Origin of the sequence: Mycobacterium neumannii (genome assembly GCF_048452905.1) — a bacterium.
In the GTDB taxonomy this organism is placed as follows: Bacteria; Actinomycetota; Actinomycetes; order Mycobacteriales; family Mycobacteriaceae; genus Mycobacterium; species Mycobacterium neumannii_B.
This window is the reverse complement of record NZ_JBCGVF010000004.1, coordinates 91,621-106,958: the sequence shown is the minus strand read 5'-3', so window position 1 is coordinate 106,958 and position 15,338 is coordinate 91,621. Positions and strand designations below refer to the sequence as shown.

Below are 15,338 nucleotides of genomic sequence, written 5' to 3'. Positions count from 1 at the left end.
GGCCCCCGCGTGCCGGTTGTCTCGATGAAGTTTGCTGTGTTTCGCGGTGTGGCAGCTTTGGCCACGGTAGCCTGGCGAGCGTGGCAGATACCTCCGTTCTGGCTTTGCTGCAGGAACGCGCCAGCTTGCAGCCGGATGACACGGTGTTCACCTACATCGACTACGACCGGGATTGGGCCGGAGTCGCTGAAACGCTGACGTGGTCGGCGCTGTATCGCCGGACCGTGACGGTCGCAGACGAGCTTCGCCGAGGGAGTTCGGTCGGCGATCGAGCGCTGATCTTGGCGCCCCAGGGGATCGATTACATCGTCGCGTTTCTCGGCGCATTGCAAGCAGGACTCATCGCCGTTCCGCTCTCGGTTCCGTTCGGTGGAGTCAGCGATGAGCGCGTCAGCTCAGTGCTGCGTGACGCCGCACCATCGGTCGTGCTCACGACGTCGGCAGTGGTCGACACCGTGGCCGCATGCGTCGAGTCGGAATCCGGCGCGTCAGCCCCTCGGGTCGTCGAGGCGGACCTGTTGGGTAGCGAAGCTCCCGCCGGATTCGGCTTCGACGACGAGACTCCTGCGACGGCGTATTTGCAGTACACGTCTGGATCCACCCGCTCGCCTGCGGGCGTTGTGATGTCGCACCAGAACATCGTGGCTAATTTCCGCCAATGGATGGCGGCCTACTTCGCGGACTACGGGAAGGTGCCCCCGGCGGACGGCCACGTTGTGTCGTGGCTGCCCTTCTACCACGACATGGGTCTGTATCTGGGAGTCTTCGCGCCCATCATCACCGGGAATCCCGCGGTCCTCACCAGTCCGGTCGCGTTCCTGCAGCGGCCCGCGCGCTGGCTGCAATTGCTGGCAAGCTACAGCAAGGCCTTTACGGCGGCGCCGAATTTCGCGTTTGAATTGGCGGTGCGCAAGACGTCTGACCAAGACATGGCAGGATTCGACCTTTCGGATCTGCTTGTCATCATCACCGGTGCCGAGCGGGTGAACCCGGCGACGCTGCAGCGCTTCACGCGTAAATTCGCCCCCTTCAACCTGCGCGAGCGGGTCATACGGCCGTCATATGGGCTTGCGGAAGCAACGGTGTACGTCGCGACCCGTGCTGGAAGCGAAGCCCCGTCCATCGTGCGCTTCGACTCCGAGAAGCTGACCGCCGGCAAGGCTGAGCGCACAGAGAGCGGCGGTACATCCATGGTGAGTTACGGCAAGCCGCAGTCGCCTTCGGTCCGCATCGTCGACCCCGATACCCGAACCGAGTTGCCGGCGGGAACCGTCGGTGAGATCTGGGTGCACGGCGACAACGTCGCGATGGGGTATTGGGGCAAGCCCGACGAGACCGAAGCCACGTTCCATGGACAGATCGCGAACCCGTCCGCCGGTACACCCGAAGGGCCGTGGCTGAGGACCGGGGATCAAGGCTTCTTTTTCGATGACGAACTGTTCGTCATCGGCCGCATCAAGGATCTGTTGATCGTCTATGGGCGCAATCACTCGCCTGACGACATCGAGGCCACGGTCCAAGAGATCACGCACGGTCGATGTGTGGCGATAGCGGTTCCGGATCGGGAGACAGAGAAGCTAGTTGTCATCTTCGAGGCGAAGAAGCGCGACGGTGACCAAGAGGCAGCAGAGAAGCTTGCCGTCGTCAAGCGCGAAGTCACCTCGGCGATATCGAACTCACATGGTCTCAGCGTCGCTGACCTTGTGGCCGTGCCGCCAGGTTCCATACCTATCACGACCAGCGGAAAGGTCAGGCGGGCGGCGTGCGTCGAACAATACCGCCAGCGTCACTTCGCCCGGCTAGACGCCTAAGGCGATAGCGGGAGGAGGATGCGGGCGCGGGAAGCCGTTGACCTCATTCGTTGTTGAGGTTCTACGGTGAAATCTGTGAGCAATTATTGCGTTTGCCCAGCGTGCGGAGATGGGTTAAGTGGTTGACTACGTAGCCCCCGCCTTCGATGCCCTGCGCCGCGCGCCGGCTATCGCACCGCCACCGCAACGCCGAAGCGCGAGCTCGGACCTGTGGCGGATGCTGCCGTACCTGATGCCGTACCGGACGCGGTGGATCGCGATGGTCACCGTCGCCATCGCCAGCCTCGCCGCAACCGTGTCGATCCCGCTGATGACCAAGGCCGTCATCGACGGTCCGGTGCGTCATCAGGATCAGCAGGGACTCTGGCTGCTCGGCACCGCCGCGATGGGCGTCGGCATCACCGAGGCGGTGCTGTGGTTCATCCGCCGCTGGCTGGCGGCGCGCGCCACTATGGGCGTCGAGGCCGACATCCGCAAGGACCTCTACGCCCGGCTGCAGGTGCTGCCGATGAGTTTCCACGGGCGCTGGCAGTCCGGCCAGCTGCTGTCGCGAATCATGAACGACCTCAGCACTATTCGTCGCTTCATGTCCTTCGGTTTGCTCTTCCTCTTGCTCAACGGACTGCAGATCACCGTCGTCACGGCCATCCTGCTGGCGATGTACTGGCCGCTGGGTGTGGTCGTGTTGGTGTCGATCGTGCCGATCACCCTGACCGTTCTGCATTTCCAACAGGAGTACACCCGGCTGTCACGGCTGGCGCAGGATCAGGCGGGCCACGTCGCCACCCACGTCGAGGAGTCCGCGCTAGGGCTGCGGGTGGTGAAATCCTTCGGGCGTGAGGATTACGTCTACCACCGGTTCGACGAAGAACTCACCAATCTCTACGAAACTCAGATCGGTCGCGTGTCGGTCTCGGCGAAGTTCTGGACGCTGCTCGAAGTCATCCCGAACCTGACCTTGATCGTGGTGCTCGGTTTCGGTGCCTACGCCGCCGGCGAAGGTCACGTGACCCTGGGCACCCTGGTCGCGTTCATCACGATGATGCTGTCGCTGGTCTGGCCCATCGCCTCGCTGGGTTTCCTGTTGTCGATGACGCAGGAGGCATTCACCGCCGCCAATAGGATCACCGAGATCTTCGATACGCCAATCGATATCGTCGACGGTCCCGTGGACCAACCGCCGAGCGGCGGACGCCTGGAACTCATCGACGTCGGATTCCGATTCCCCGACTCGGACGAGTTCGCGCTGCGCCATGTCACGGTTACCGTCGAACCGGGGGAGACGCTCGCGCTCGTCGGGTCGACGGGGTCGGGGAAGTCGGTGCTGGCCGCCCTCGTTTCTCGCCTGTACGACGTGTCCGAGGGTTCCATCCGCATCGACGGGCGCGACATTCGCGAATTCACCCTGCCCGCGCTGCGTGAAGCGGTGGCCACGGCCTTCGAGGACCCAACGCTGTTCTCCATGTCGGTCGCCGAGAACCTGAGGCTCGGACGACCGGACGCCTCCGATGACGTCCTGGCCGAGGCTATCGACGTCGCGGCCGCGCACTTCGTCTACGACCTGCCGTTCGGCCTCGAGACCCGCATCGGCGAACAGGGCATGAGCCTGTCCGGTGGGCAACGGCAGCGGCTGTCGCTGGCGCGCGCGATCCTGGCGGCGCCCAAGATCCTCGTTCTCGACGACACGCTGTCCGCGCTCGACGTTCACACCGAAGCAGTCGTCGAGGAGGCGCTTCGCCGGGTGCTGCACTCCGTCACCGGAATCGTTGTGGCGCATCGCGCGTCGACGGTCCTGCTCGCCGACAAGGTGGCCCTGCTAGAGGGCGGCACCATCACCCATGTCGGCACCCACGCCGAGCTGCTCGCCGAGGTGCCGCAGTACCGGTACCTGTTGGCCGCCGATGACGAGCTGGCCGACGGCACCGAGCGCGCGTGCGCGTGGGAGGACGATCGGGACCGCAGCCGCCTCGACCACGCCGTCGAGGAGCAGGAGGCGCTGCACCGCGACCCCGCGCAGCGACGGTTTGCCGCCTCGGAGGCCGAACGCCGATGACCGCCACCGACACCCCGGACACCGCGACCGTCGAATGGCGCGGCAGGTTCGAAGAACACCAGGAAAACCTGCCGATCGACGAAAGCGTCGACCGTAGCCGGGAGGCGCGTTCGCTGCTCGGATCGCTGCTGCGGCCGTACCGGCTCACAGTTGCACTGCTCGCCCTCGTCGTCGTCGTGGAAAACGCGGCGCGTCTGTCGGTTCCGATCCTCGTGCAGCGCGGCATCGACCGGGGCATCCCGCCGATCGTCGAGGGCGGGCCGGCCCACACGCTGCTGATGATCGTCGGCACCCTCGCCATCGTCGTGGCGGTGCAGGCCACCAGCAGGATGTTCTTCCTCCGCCGCTCTGGGCGCATCGGACAGAAAGTGCTTCTGGAGTTGCGCCGCAGGGTGTTTCGGCACTTCCAGCGCCTGGACATCGCCTTCCACGACCGGTACACCTCGGGGCGGGTGGTGAGTCGGTCCACCAACGACGTCGAAGCCATCCAGGACATGCTCGAGACCGGCTTCGACAGCCTGGTCACCGCGGTGCTCACGCTGTTCGGGACCGCGGTCCTGCTCGTCGTGCTCGACTGGCGGCTCGGGTTGATGTGCCTAGGCGCCTTCCCGGTGTTGATCGGGCTGGTGTGGTGGTTCCGCAACGAGTCGGCGAGAACGTATCGGCGGGTACGCGAAAGCGCCGCGTTGGTGATCGTGCAGTTCGTCGAGACGATGACGGGCATCAAGGCCGTGCAGGCCTTCCGCCGGGAACCGCGCAACCAGCAGATCTTCGAAGACATCGCCGACCGCTACAAGGTCGACAACGAGCGAACCTTCCAACTGCTCGCGATCTTCATGCCCGGTGTCAAACTCGTCGGCAACCTCACCACCGGTGTGGTGCTGCTCTACGGCGGCTATCGAGTCCTCAACGGTGAGATGACGATCGGCACGCTGACGGCGTTCCTGCTCTACCTGCGGATGTTCTTCGAACCGATGCAGGAGATCTCGCAGTTCTTCAACACGTTTCAATCGGCGGCCTCGGCCCTCGAGAAGCTGGCGGGAGTGCTCGCCCAGCGGCCGGCCATCAAGGACCCCGAGCGCCCCGTGACGTTCACCGACGTGCTCGGCGAGATCACCTTTCGCGACGTGCGATTCCAGTATGTCGCCGACCGCCCGGTGCTGCCCGGGTTGACGCTTGAGGTGCCGGCCGGTCAGACCGTCGCGCTGGTCGGTACCACCGGCGCGGGCAAGACCACGATCGCCAAGCTGATAGCGCGGTTCTACGACCCGATATCCGGTTCGGTGTCGCTGGACGGCGTTGACCTGCGCGACCTTTCGCAGTCCGAGCTGCGTCGGCACGTCGTGATGGTCACGCAGGAGAACTTCATGTTCGACGGCACCGTCGCCGACAACATTCGGTTCGGCCGACCCGACGCCGACGATGCCGAGGTTGCCGCCGCAGCCGAAGCGGTCGGCGCCGACCGATTCATCGCGGCACTGCCCGACGGATACGACACCGACGTCGCCAAGCGGGGCGGCAGACTCTCTGCCGGGCAGCGGCAGCTCGTCGCGTTCGCGCGGGCGTTCCTCGCCGATCCCGCGGTGCTGATCCTCGACGAGGCAACGTCGTCGTTGGACATTCCCAGCGAGCGCATGGTCCAGCGCGCGCTCGAGACGGTCCTCGCCGACCGAACCGCGCTGGTGATCGCACACCGCCTGTCGACGGTGCAGATCGCCGACCGAGTGCTGGTCCTCGAGCACGGCCGCATCGTCGAGGACGGCTCGCCCAGCGACCTGATCGCCCGCGATGACGGTCGCTACGCCGCGCTGCACCGCGCCTGGGTGGAATCGCTTGCCTGACCCTTGGCCGGGAGCCGTCAAAACTAAAGAGATGCGTGATCCCGCCAAATCGTCACGCGCAGCTTCAGTTTCGTGGAGCCATGCGCTGAGGGCTTAGTGCGCGCACATTCTCAACGGGTCAGTAGATATGGCCGGTCAGCTCGAACTCGGCCAGCGTCTTCGCAATCAGCTCGTGCAAAGCGGACCTCGTTTCAACCACGCCCGCTTGATAGGAGTTCACAGTGAAGTAGATTTTGGAGCCGCCCGCGACGCGCCATGACTGCATGGTCATCTGACCGCCTCTTGCCTCGAGCCACTGTCGCGTTACGCCTTGCGGTGTGACTCGAATAAGGATGATCTCGCCATCGGTGCCGTCGGGGCGGAACACAACGGGGTCGAACTCGTCGAGGTTCGAACAAAGCGCGGGGGCGTCAGGGTCGGCGAGTCCGGCGTCCACCATCCGGCTCAATGCGCGCTTCGGCATGAAGGGGACCAGCGACCGCAACTGCAGTGCTTCGTCGGGCGCTTCCCGCAGTGCGTTCAGTGCCTGCTTGACGGCGGCGCGGAAGCCAGCCAGATCTGTCGTCACAGGCTCCGGGTCGACGCTGACGCTGGCAATCGACATTGCGTTGGCGCGGGTATCACCCTCGGTGCGTTCGTTCATGGGGAGGTGCAGGGTGACGAAGCCGTCGCCGGTACGTCGACGACCCACCCGCTCGGCGAGTTTCGCGGCCAAGGCTGCGGTCAGTGTTTTGCCGGTTGCACCCAGAGCGTTTGCCCTGGCCTCCCATTCATCCAGGTTGATTTGGATGGAGACAGCCGGCACAACGACAGCATCCTCGCCGTCGACGGCGCGGTCGGCGACGGGCTGCGGTGGCGCCGTTGGTCGGGCAGGATCCCGCCGCGTGCGACGGGCCAGTTTCGCCGCCGCGACGAGGGCACGGCCGACGTCAGGCGCCTCCCGTGCCGTCTGGACGGCGTCCTGATACATCGCGTGGCGTCGGGTACGCGACTGCGGCGGTGGATAGCCAAGATCGAGAAGATTCCCCATAGCCGCATCAGCTACGACCTGGTATCCCCCGATGCCGTCGATCACGTAGTGGGAAAGCACCAGACTGACCGCGGTCGAGCCGTCGGTGAGGGGAAGGACGCCGAGATGCCAACCAGGCCCATTCTCCGCATCAACAGGCAGCTGCGAGCGTTCATCAGCCCAGTCGCTGAGTTCGGCGCGCGGGCGGGGGGATTCGGCGACATCGATCGTCGACGGTCCCCGATCTGTTACCCACCGATGCCGGGCAAACGGCAGCGGCGAACGTTCGATGCGCCGCCCCATCAACCCGTGACGGAGGTTGTGGTGGAATCGATTCAGTCCGTCGAAGTCGATACCGTGCTCATGAAGCCACATGCATTGCATGGCCAGATTGAGACCCGCGGCGCGATGCCCCGCGAACAAAGCTTCGTCCACCCACGCCAGTCGATTGTCCAGCCGCTCATCCATGGCGGCAGGATAGACGGTTACCCGACGTTATCGCCGTGAATCGCCTTTCGGCGGATGATCGCAATGGGGCCCTCCAGCGCCGGTCATGCCGACCCCAAAGTCGTTCTCGAAGTTGGCCTCACACTCCTACCTCGGGCGGCTACCGGACCAACGGCTCTGGAGAACACACGACGAAGCTCGCCGGCAGGCGGCAAGCGTTCCTGCTCCGGCGAGGTTTTCAAGCGTCGTAATCACCACCTCAGCCCGTGATCTTGTTTGTCTGACACGGCCCGTAATTGCCGACGCAACGTTATCCTGACGCCGTGATCAATGGTCGGTATTCCGTCAAGCAGGATGCGACGCAAGTGGCACCGAGCATCAAGCTTTGCCCGTGACTTCGGCGCGAGAGTCCGGGGATGCTGCGACTCGCCCGGTTGCTTTGTTCGTTCTGGGCGTGCCCCGCTCAGGAACCTCAGCGCTCACACGCATGCTCTCATTATGTGGCGCCACGCTCCCGTCCGGACTAGTAGGCGCGAATTCGGCGAATCCCCTTGGCTATTGGGAGCCGCGCGCGTCTCACCGTCTCAACTTCGCCATCCTGCGCCGCCATGGAAGCGAGTGGTTCGACCCGACATTGCGCCTACAGGAGAACGGCGCGTTCGGTGCTGAAGAGAAGACCGCCATCATCTCCAAGATCAGGGCGTTCCTCACCGAATTGCCGGCCGCGCCGCTCGTCGTCATCAAGGATCTCCATGTAACAGCGCTGTCGGATATGTGGTTCGAGGCGGCGCGTATGACCGGGTTCGACGTCGCGGCCGCAATTACAGTGCGGCATCCACAGGAGGTAGCTGCGTCACTGGCGGCCTTCAACGGGTCCTCACCGGAACTCGCCACTGCCTTGTGGCTCAAAGCCAATCTGTTGGCAGAGCGAAATACACGCAATGTGCCGAGGGTATTTGTCGAGTACCCTAATCTGCTCGACGATTGGCGCAGGGAAGTAAAGCGAATTTCCACGGCCCTGCCGATCGACCTCACCACCGAGAACGAAGACGTAATCGACGAGTTTCTCAAACCGGATCTCCACCGACAGCGGCAGAGCGGGTGGATGAAATCGCCCTTCGGCGCACGCTGGATTTCCACGGTCTACGACACATTGTGCGAGGCAGCGCGGGACGAATCCTGGGATCAGGCCGTGCTTGATCATGTCTTCGAGGAGTATCGGGACAGCGAATACGAATTTCGCACGGCGTTCAAGGACTTCCACCGCCTCCACAAGTACAACTGGCTAGTCCGACCATCCGCTGTCAGCCTCGTCTACGAGGCCCTCGCCATAGCACACCGGCGCCGCGGTCCTTGGGCCTGAGCTGCCCAGCGGTAGTCGTCAGATCGGTCATCAGAAAACACCGATGCCCTTGGCCGCGGTGAACAGCCCGACCAACGTGAAGATGCCCACCAACACATGTCGACGGTAAGCCAGCATCCAGTCGTGCAGCGGTTGCAGTATCGCTTGGGTTTTCGCGGGCGCGACCAGATAGCTGAGGAGAGCGACCTCGACAACCGAGAACACAGCGATGACGAACACGATGACCGCGAAGATCTGGGTACCGATCCCTGTTCCCGAGGCCACGATGGTGGCGCCTACGAACAGCACCAGGAATGGTGGTGGCAACCCGAGAATGCCGAACACGAACGCGACCCACAAGGATCCGTCGTCCCAAGCCGTTTGGAGGCGGCCGAGTAGCCGCCGGATGACCGATCCATCCCCATCCGCCGCAGCGCCCAGCGGTCCCAACGGTGACGTGGCGGTTGGTGTGTTTCCGCTCGGCCCCGGAACCTTCGCCCGCTGACGCGCCAAGGAGCGCACAGTTATCGCCGCTGCGATGAAGAGCATGAGAATCCCCATGCCGAGCTGAATGTGTCGGGCGGTTGCACTCGCCGACGTGGCAGGCACGGTCATCTCTCGCGAAAAAGAAGCAAATGCCGGAATTCGGTGCAGCACCATCAGCGGAATCAACAGACAGGAGAGATAGACGATGACACCCCCCGCCCAGTAAGCCAGCAGGTTCTGCACGGGCTGAGGCCGCGAGATCATCAGCAGGATGACCGCAAGAAGGACTGGATTGATCGCCACCAGAAAGGCCAGTCCCAGCAGCGAACTCCACACGGCGGGGAACGCTACCTTGTCGTGCGTCGCATCTCAGTCGAACGGCACGCCGGCGCACCCGGACAGGTGGCGAGCTACGCCCATTGGCTGATGTGGAAGACGGTCTCGACCGCAATCGCGCCACCGCCGGCCGCTGCAGCTATCGCGAGGGTCACCCAGTCCGCCAGTTTCGGCCGCGCCGGAACAGCGGAGAACTGGCCGGTTCCGCCGCGAGCGGTGATTGCGTCGCCCATCTCGTCCGCGCGGCGCAGGGTCATGGCGAGAGCCGCAGCGATCAGGTCGATGACGTCGCGTGCCTGCTGTCGACGACGGAGCTTACGATCCAGCTGCATCTGTCTGGACCGCAGCCGGTGAGCCGCATAAAGGATCTGGAACTCCTCGATCAGCATTGGGAAGGCCCGCAGTCCGAGCGCCAACGCGACCGCCCATTCGCGGACGGGGATTCGCAGCAAGGTGAAGGGACGGGCCAAAGTCGTGATTGCAGGAACGATCTCGGCGACTTGGGTGGTCCAGGACACCATTGCGGCCAAACCAATCAAGCCGAACGCCAGCAGGGCTGCCCGCAGGGCGTACAACGCACCACCAAGTTCGATATCGACTCCACCCACCGAGATCACCGGACTGCCACCAGCCAGCGACGCGAAGATAACCGCGAGCGCGATCAGAATCCACAGCCGACGCGGCCGCGACGGCAGTGCGCCACGCGGAACGTGGGCGACCCGGGCTGCGGCCAGCACCAGGACCCACACCATCCCGATCATCACCCAACCGGGATAGAACCACAACAGAATCGAAAACCAGAGAACAACAAGCAGTTTCGTGCCAGCCCACAATCGGTGGATCGGTGAGCTTCCGGGTACCGGAACCAGGAGCAGACCCCGACGCGGAGCGCGCTTGGTAGCACGAGAAGAGCGCCTGGTCGGGCCGTGGTCGGAAGAGGTTGGGGTCATCGCCCGCTCCGCGCCGCAGAAGCTGTTTGCAGCACACCATTGTGGAGATGCAGGGTCCGCGGACAAATGTCCTCTAACCCGACGGAGTCATGCGAAACGGCCACCACCGTCAGACCCTGTTGACGGCGCAGCCTGTCCAGCAGCTGCAGCAGCGCGCGTTGGCCGTTCCTGTCTAGGCCTGCCAGCGGCTCGTCGAGAATCAATGCGCGCGGCGCGCGCGCCAGCAGCCCGGCAAGCACCACACGGCGCATCTGACCTCCGCTGAGCTGGTCGATGCGCAGATCTGCGAACGCGGGCCTCAGTCCGACCGACTCCAGCGCCGCCGCCACACGCTCATCGTCGTCGGGCGAAAATCCTGCTGCGGAAGCCACTTCCAAGCCGACGAAATTGCGCATCAACTGCAACCGAGGCGCCTGGAACGACAACGCCACCGCGCCGACATGCTCATCGGCGGGCTCGTCGTCGATCAGGCAGACTCCGGTGGTGGGGATCGTCAAGCCAGCCATGATCCACGCCAGCGTCGACTTACCCGAACCGTTCGCACCGTGAATCAAGACGGCGTCCCCTTCCTCCACAACAAAGTTGATATCGCGCAGGACGGTTTTGGCCCATGGTGTGCCACCGGCGTATTCGTGGCCGACACCCACGAGTTCTAGTACGGGCATGTCCGAGCAGTTGATGAACGCACTGGTTGGCAATGCCGTCGGCACGGTGTCGACCTCGGGGGGGTCATCGATTGAAGCGCTGAGATTGATCGTCCTGTCGGCCGATGCGGCCGCATCGTCGTCATGCGTGATGTGCACCAGGGCGGCCCGGTGCCGCTCAGTGAGACCGGACAACACCCGCAGGAGGGTCTCGCGCCCGGGTTCGTCAACCATTGCCGTGACTTCGTCGGCAATCAGTAGCGCCGGATCCCGAGCCAGGGCCGCTGCCAACGCAAGACGCTGCAGTTCCCCACCGGACAGGCTGCCGGTCTCCTGTTCGGCGAAACCCTCAAGGCCGACCTCCCTGAGCAACCCGCAGACATCGACATCGGTACCCGGCGGTAGGCCCCAGACCACATCGTCGATAACCCTTGTGCCCAGGACTTGGCTTTTCGCGTGCTGCAAGACAATCGCAGTGCCGCCCATCTGGCCGAGACCGACCGCGCCGGGCCGGTCCACCGAACCCGAAGTCGGTTCTCGACCGACGAGCACCCGCATCAACGTGGTCTTGCCGGAACCGTTCGCACCGGTGATGGCGACGTGTTCTCCGGCCCGCACGTCCAGGCTGACCTCGCCGAGTGCGTCGCGTGCGGCACCCGGATAACGGAACCGCACCTTGTCCAACCGCACCGGCACCGGCGCGATCGGAGCTCGCTCAGATGCGCCGAACCCGCTGAAGTCTGCAGCGTCCAGGTCGTACACGGGGGGGACGATGTCGCGCAGCCGCTCCAACAACCTGGAGAGCACGGACCAAGCGACGAAACACGCGATTGCAGACCCGAGGACGAGGTAGCCGAACAGCAGTAGCGGCCAGTTGTGCAGCCCTTCGGCGAGATACCGCTGCAACGCTGCACCGAGCGCCGGCAGGTGCACCCAAGCCAAAAACGCAGCGATGCCGTCCACCGTCGCGGTGATCACCACGAACATCAAGTGCCGCAGCTGAGTCGACACTGCGAAGACGCCGACCCAGAATGATGCGTTGATCACCCCGAGGAACAACGACAGGACAAGCAGCGTCACTGTGCCCCGCCCGTTGCGTTTGACGAAACCCGCCAGTCCGCCGACACTGGCGCAGTTCAGAATCGCGAACAAGCCGCCCAGCCCGGTGATCAGAAAGGTGATCACCCCACCGGCAACCGTTGCGGTGACCACCGCCCGAAGGCGGAAGCGGTAGGCCAGTAGCCCTGGCAGCACGATTCCCAGTACGCCCAGGGACTTAGCGAACGGGATCACCACGGCTATGATCACGATGACCGCGGAGAGTCCCCCTATTACCGCGGCATGCGCCAACTCGTGGGGTCGAAGCGGTCCACCCACATGGCTCCGAACACGATCACGGGCGGTCACTTTGGCGATTGTGCCAGGGCAGCGGCCTGAGTATTCCCGAAACCCCTTCTGCGCTTGCGTCACATTTGGTATGCGTAGACCTGGCCTCGCACGGCAAAGCGGAGGCAACATGGGCGACCGTCGAGCAGAATCCGACCCGGAAGACGGGAAGCTGAGGCTGCTATGACTGTCACCTTGACGGGTGCGACGGGATTCGTCGGAAGGCGCATCCTGCGCGACCTCATCGAGCGTGGCTGCGCGGTGAGAGTGCTTGTCCGCGATCCGTCCCGCGTCCATGGTCTTTCGACACATGGGGAACTAGAGGTCGTCCACACACCCGATTTGTTCGCGGAACCAACCGGCCGGTTAAAAAACTTGCTCGAAGGGTCGGAAACACTGGTACACGCCGCTTGGCATGGAAAACCAGATCATTACACGTCGCCGCTGAACATCACCTGCCTCAAGGGAACGCTCGACATCGCGAACGCATTCGCGGCAGTCGGGGGCAAACGATTCATCGGTATCGGAACCTTCGCGGAGTACGACGCGTCCGCAGACTTGATGACGACAGACACCCCATTGGCGCCCAATACGTTGTACGGCGCATGCAAGGCATCAGCTTTCCATGTGCTCCGGTGTCTTCTCAGCACTTATGGGGTGAGCTTCGCTTGGTGTCGGATCTTCAACGTGTATGGAGACGGTTCGGATGAAGATGAGCGTGGTGTGGTCTCATACATTCGCAGACAACTGCGGGCGGGGCAGGAAGTGCTCCTCACTCGCGGCGACCAGGAACGGGATTACCTCGATGTGAAAGACGCCGCCGCGATGATCACCGATATAGCGCTGGGGCAGCAGCAGGGTGCGGTGAACATCTGCTCTGGTGAAGCGGTGACCATTCGACAGCTCGCCGAGCGCATTGCCGACGAGTACGGTCGGCGCGAACTATTGCGCTTCGGGGTACGGCCCGAAAACCCTTTCGACCCGCCGCGAGCCATCGGTGTGCGGAAGGACGTGCGATGAGTGTGTGAAACAGCGGTCACTTACCGACATTTCAGAACCCGCTCACCTCTCTACGCCCAGCGGGCGGGCCTCGTGCGGGTCTGTACTAACTTGGTTCGATCACTTCTCGGCCAGCAAGGCCGCGATGGTCCGGAGGAGAATGCGACGTGACGAGAGACCGGTCCGATGTCTATCGGAGTGGGGCATGACCGATTTCGAAGACGAGGTGGTAGAGCGAATCGATGCCATGTCGCGAAATGGGCGCCTCCGGGCGCAGGCGGCTGACTTCATGCAGACCTCGGCACTTTGCAAGTACTCCTACAACTTCTTCTGGATGTCGCGGCCGATCATCCAATATCCACAGGATGTTTTCGCCATGCAGGAGTTGATCTGGCGCGTCCGTCCGGATTTGATCATCGAGACGGGCATCGCCCATGGCGGATCGATCGTCTTCAGCGCATCCATGCTGGCGCTGCTGGACATGTCTGATGCAGTGGATTCCGGTGCCACACTCGATCCGACTGAGTCTGACCGCAAGGTGCTGGGCATCGATATCGACATTCGGGCGCACAACCGTGCGGCGATTGACGCGCACCCGATGGTCTCGCGGATCCAGATGATTGAGGGCTCGAGCATCGCGCCCGAGGTGGTGGCGCAGGCGCACGAGATTGCCGCCGGCTACGACAAAGTTCTGGTGTGTCTGGACAGCAACCACACCCACGAGCACGTGCTGGCCGAGTTGGAGGCCTATGCCCCGCTGACCTCGGTAGGCAGCTACTGTGTGGTCTTCGACACCTGGGTCGATGACCTGTCCGCTGACACGTTTCCCAACCGCCCATGGGGCCCGGGCGACAACCCGAAGACCGCCGTAGACGAGTTCCTCAAGACCCACACAGAGTTTGAGATCGATAAGGGCATTCAGGACAAGCTGGCCATCACGGTGGCGCCGAATGGGTATCTGAGGAGAATTGCCTGAGCAATCGACCAGGCCGTATATACTACCGATCTGTTAATCCAGCGGAGTATTTCGATTTGCCTTCCACGATCACGGTCATATGTCCAAAAATTTCAGCCGGGATGTTATTCGAATACTTCTCGATGAGGTGACGGATCAGGAAATAAGATCCAAGCCTCTCCGCTAGAAAACCGACCGCCCGGATCTGAAACGAGTTATAGCCTTTTATGCGATTGCCGTGACGGTGGAGAAATTCCCTGCTGAGGAGCTCAATCCTCGGCAGCACCTGTGACAACCACGAGTTGGGATAGATCCCGAGCTCGACTCCCCCGGGGACGAAGTGTTTCGCCGCCAAAAATTTCGATGCCGACTCCGAATTCAATACGCCCAGCTCGACGGCGAGAGACGTGTAATCGAGAATATCGCGCTGGTGATGCACCGTCGTGTAATGGCCGAGTATAGAGTTTTTGAAGTGGAGGGGTTGCGCGACTAAAAATCCATGGTCAGGGCTGGGTATGAATACCGATAGCTCGTCCATCTTTTCGAAGTTGGCGAGGTTCAACTCCCTCATGGTTGGGTATTTGGCGGACTCGATTCCCTCCCGAGAGGGCAGGACTCGCTTTCTGTAATTGGCAATCTCGATGAACTTGGCGTCGCTAGAGAACTTCTGAATCGCAATTGGCACGACGAGCGTCCCAGCGGCGCCATATGCGATCGGTCTGGCCTCATGCCAGAATCGGTCGAGTTGTCTTACGTGAGTTGCAGAGTCGGGTTGGAATTCGCCAAGCGAGATGCAGTCGTCATACCAGCTCGCTGGTAGTAGAGGGGTTTTATGGCTGATGCAATACCTGTGGATCACGCTCTTAGTCAGGCCCTGGTCTCTGCGCAGACCGCCCACGATATCGACCGGCTTCCTGTGAGTGCGGGCAAATCCCGCAATTCTCGGTCATCAATATGACAACTGTCTGTGCTTGCCACCAAGTAATACCGCTCCGCATCTAGGTGCCTGTGCGAGGGAGTATACCAAGAGTGATTTGGGCAATGTGGGCGACGCCAACACGCCGACTCCACGCGTTGTC

General features: G+C 62.9%; 11 protein-coding genes. 6 read left to right on the top strand and 5 right to left on the bottom strand.

Annotated features, from left to right (window positions below; translation table 11 throughout):
* The first annotated feature begins 80 nt into the window (after positions 1-80).
* From AAHH99_RS16665 to AAHH99_RS16655, 3 genes are all read left to right on the top strand, one after another.
* Positions 81-1,811, top strand: a complete 1,731-nt coding sequence (locus AAHH99_RS16665; protein WP_418769740.1) for an AMP-binding protein — start codon at positions 81-83, stop codon at positions 1,809-1,811.
* Between the two features lie 118 nt (positions 1,812-1,929).
* The gene (locus AAHH99_RS16660; RefSeq protein WP_418769720.1) at positions 1,930-3,864 is read left to right on the top strand and encodes an ABC transporter ATP-binding protein; all 1,935 of its coding nucleotides are present in this window, start codon (positions 1,930-1,932) and stop codon (positions 3,862-3,864) included.
* On the top strand, positions 3,861-5,705 hold the full coding sequence (locus tag AAHH99_RS16655) for an ABC transporter ATP-binding protein (protein ID WP_418769719.1): 1,845 nt from the start codon (positions 3,861-3,863) through the stop codon (positions 5,703-5,705). Before AAHH99_RS16660 ends, AAHH99_RS16655 begins: the two co-directional genes overlap by 4 nt.
* 118 nt (positions 5,706-5,823) lie before the next feature.
* On the opposite strand, the gene AAHH99_RS16650 is transcribed toward AAHH99_RS16655, so the two are convergent.
* Positions 5,824-7,182: a hypothetical protein gene (locus AAHH99_RS16650; RefSeq protein ID WP_418769718.1), complete on the bottom strand. Its 1,359-nt coding sequence runs from the start codon at positions 7,180-7,182 to the stop codon at positions 5,824-5,826.
* 466 nt (positions 7,183-7,648) lie between these two features.
* Here AAHH99_RS16650 and AAHH99_RS16645 point away from each other — a divergent pair, with 466 nt between their 5' ends.
* The gene (locus AAHH99_RS16645) at positions 7,649-8,524 is read left to right on the top strand and encodes a sulfotransferase family protein (RefSeq protein ID WP_418769717.1); all 876 of its coding nucleotides are present in this window, start codon (positions 7,649-7,651) and stop codon (positions 8,522-8,524) included.
* A 30-nt stretch (positions 8,525-8,554) separates the two neighbouring features.
* Here the strand turns inward: AAHH99_RS16645 and AAHH99_RS16640 are convergent, their stop codons facing one another.
* From AAHH99_RS16640 to AAHH99_RS16630, 3 genes are all read right to left on the bottom strand, one after another.
* Positions 8,555-9,325, bottom strand: coding sequence for a GAP family protein (locus AAHH99_RS16640; protein WP_418769716.1), 771 nt, complete (start codon positions 9,323-9,325; stop codon positions 8,555-8,557).
* A gap of 74 nt (positions 9,326-9,399) precedes the next feature.
* On the bottom strand, positions 9,400-10,275 hold the full coding sequence (locus AAHH99_RS16635) for a CbiQ family ECF transporter T component (protein WP_418769715.1): 876 nt from the start codon (positions 10,273-10,275) through the stop codon (positions 9,400-9,402).
* Complete coding sequence (locus AAHH99_RS16630; RefSeq protein WP_418769714.1) at positions 10,272-12,326, bottom strand: ATP-binding cassette domain-containing protein; 2,055 nt, start codon at positions 12,324-12,326, stop codon at positions 10,272-10,274. Before AAHH99_RS16630 ends, AAHH99_RS16635 begins: the two co-directional genes overlap by 4 nt.
* A gap of 162 nt (positions 12,327-12,488) precedes the next feature.
* Between AAHH99_RS16630 and AAHH99_RS16625 the strand changes: the two genes are divergently transcribed.
* Together AAHH99_RS16625 and AAHH99_RS16620 are read left to right on the top strand one after the other, a co-directional pair.
* Complete coding sequence (locus AAHH99_RS16625) at positions 12,489-13,325, top strand: NAD-dependent epimerase/dehydratase family protein (RefSeq protein ID WP_418769713.1); 837 nt, start codon at positions 12,489-12,491, stop codon at positions 13,323-13,325.
* A gap of 184 nt (positions 13,326-13,509) precedes the next feature.
* Positions 13,510-14,280 (top strand): cephalosporin hydroxylase family protein, encoded by a 771-nt coding sequence (locus AAHH99_RS16620; protein ID WP_418769712.1) that lies wholly within the window; start codon positions 13,510-13,512, stop codon positions 14,278-14,280.
* Positions 14,281-14,302: 22 nt separating this feature from the next.
* Here the strand turns inward: AAHH99_RS16620 and AAHH99_RS16615 are convergent, their stop codons facing one another.
* A complete protein-coding gene (locus AAHH99_RS16615) occupies positions 14,303-15,157 on the bottom strand; it encodes a hypothetical protein (RefSeq protein WP_418769711.1) in 855 nt (284 codons plus the stop codon).
* Between the last annotated feature and the right edge of the window lie 181 nt (positions 15,158-15,338).

Bases quoted from the DNA above. Each gene is read 5' to 3' on its own strand.
- AAHH99_RS16655 (WP_418769719.1), top strand. From the start codon at position 3,861: ATGACCGCCACCGACACCCCGGACACCGCGACCGTCGAATGGCGCGGC.
- AAHH99_RS16650 (WP_418769718.1), bottom strand. From the start codon at position 7,182: ATGGATGAGCGGCTGGACAATCGACTGGCGTGGGTGGACGAAGCTTTG.
- AAHH99_RS16645 (WP_418769717.1), top strand. From the start codon at position 7,649: ATGCTCTCATTATGTGGCGCCACGCTCCCGTCCGGACTAGTAGGCGCG.
- AAHH99_RS16635 (WP_418769715.1), bottom strand. From the start codon at position 10,275: ATGACCCCAACCTCTTCCGACCACGGCCCGACCAGGCGCTCTTCTCGT.
- AAHH99_RS16625 (WP_418769713.1), top strand. From the start codon at position 12,489: ATGACTGTCACCTTGACGGGTGCGACGGGATTCGTCGGAAGGCGCATC.
- AAHH99_RS16620 (WP_418769712.1), top strand. From the start codon at position 13,510: ATGACCGATTTCGAAGACGAGGTGGTAGAGCGAATCGATGCCATGTCG.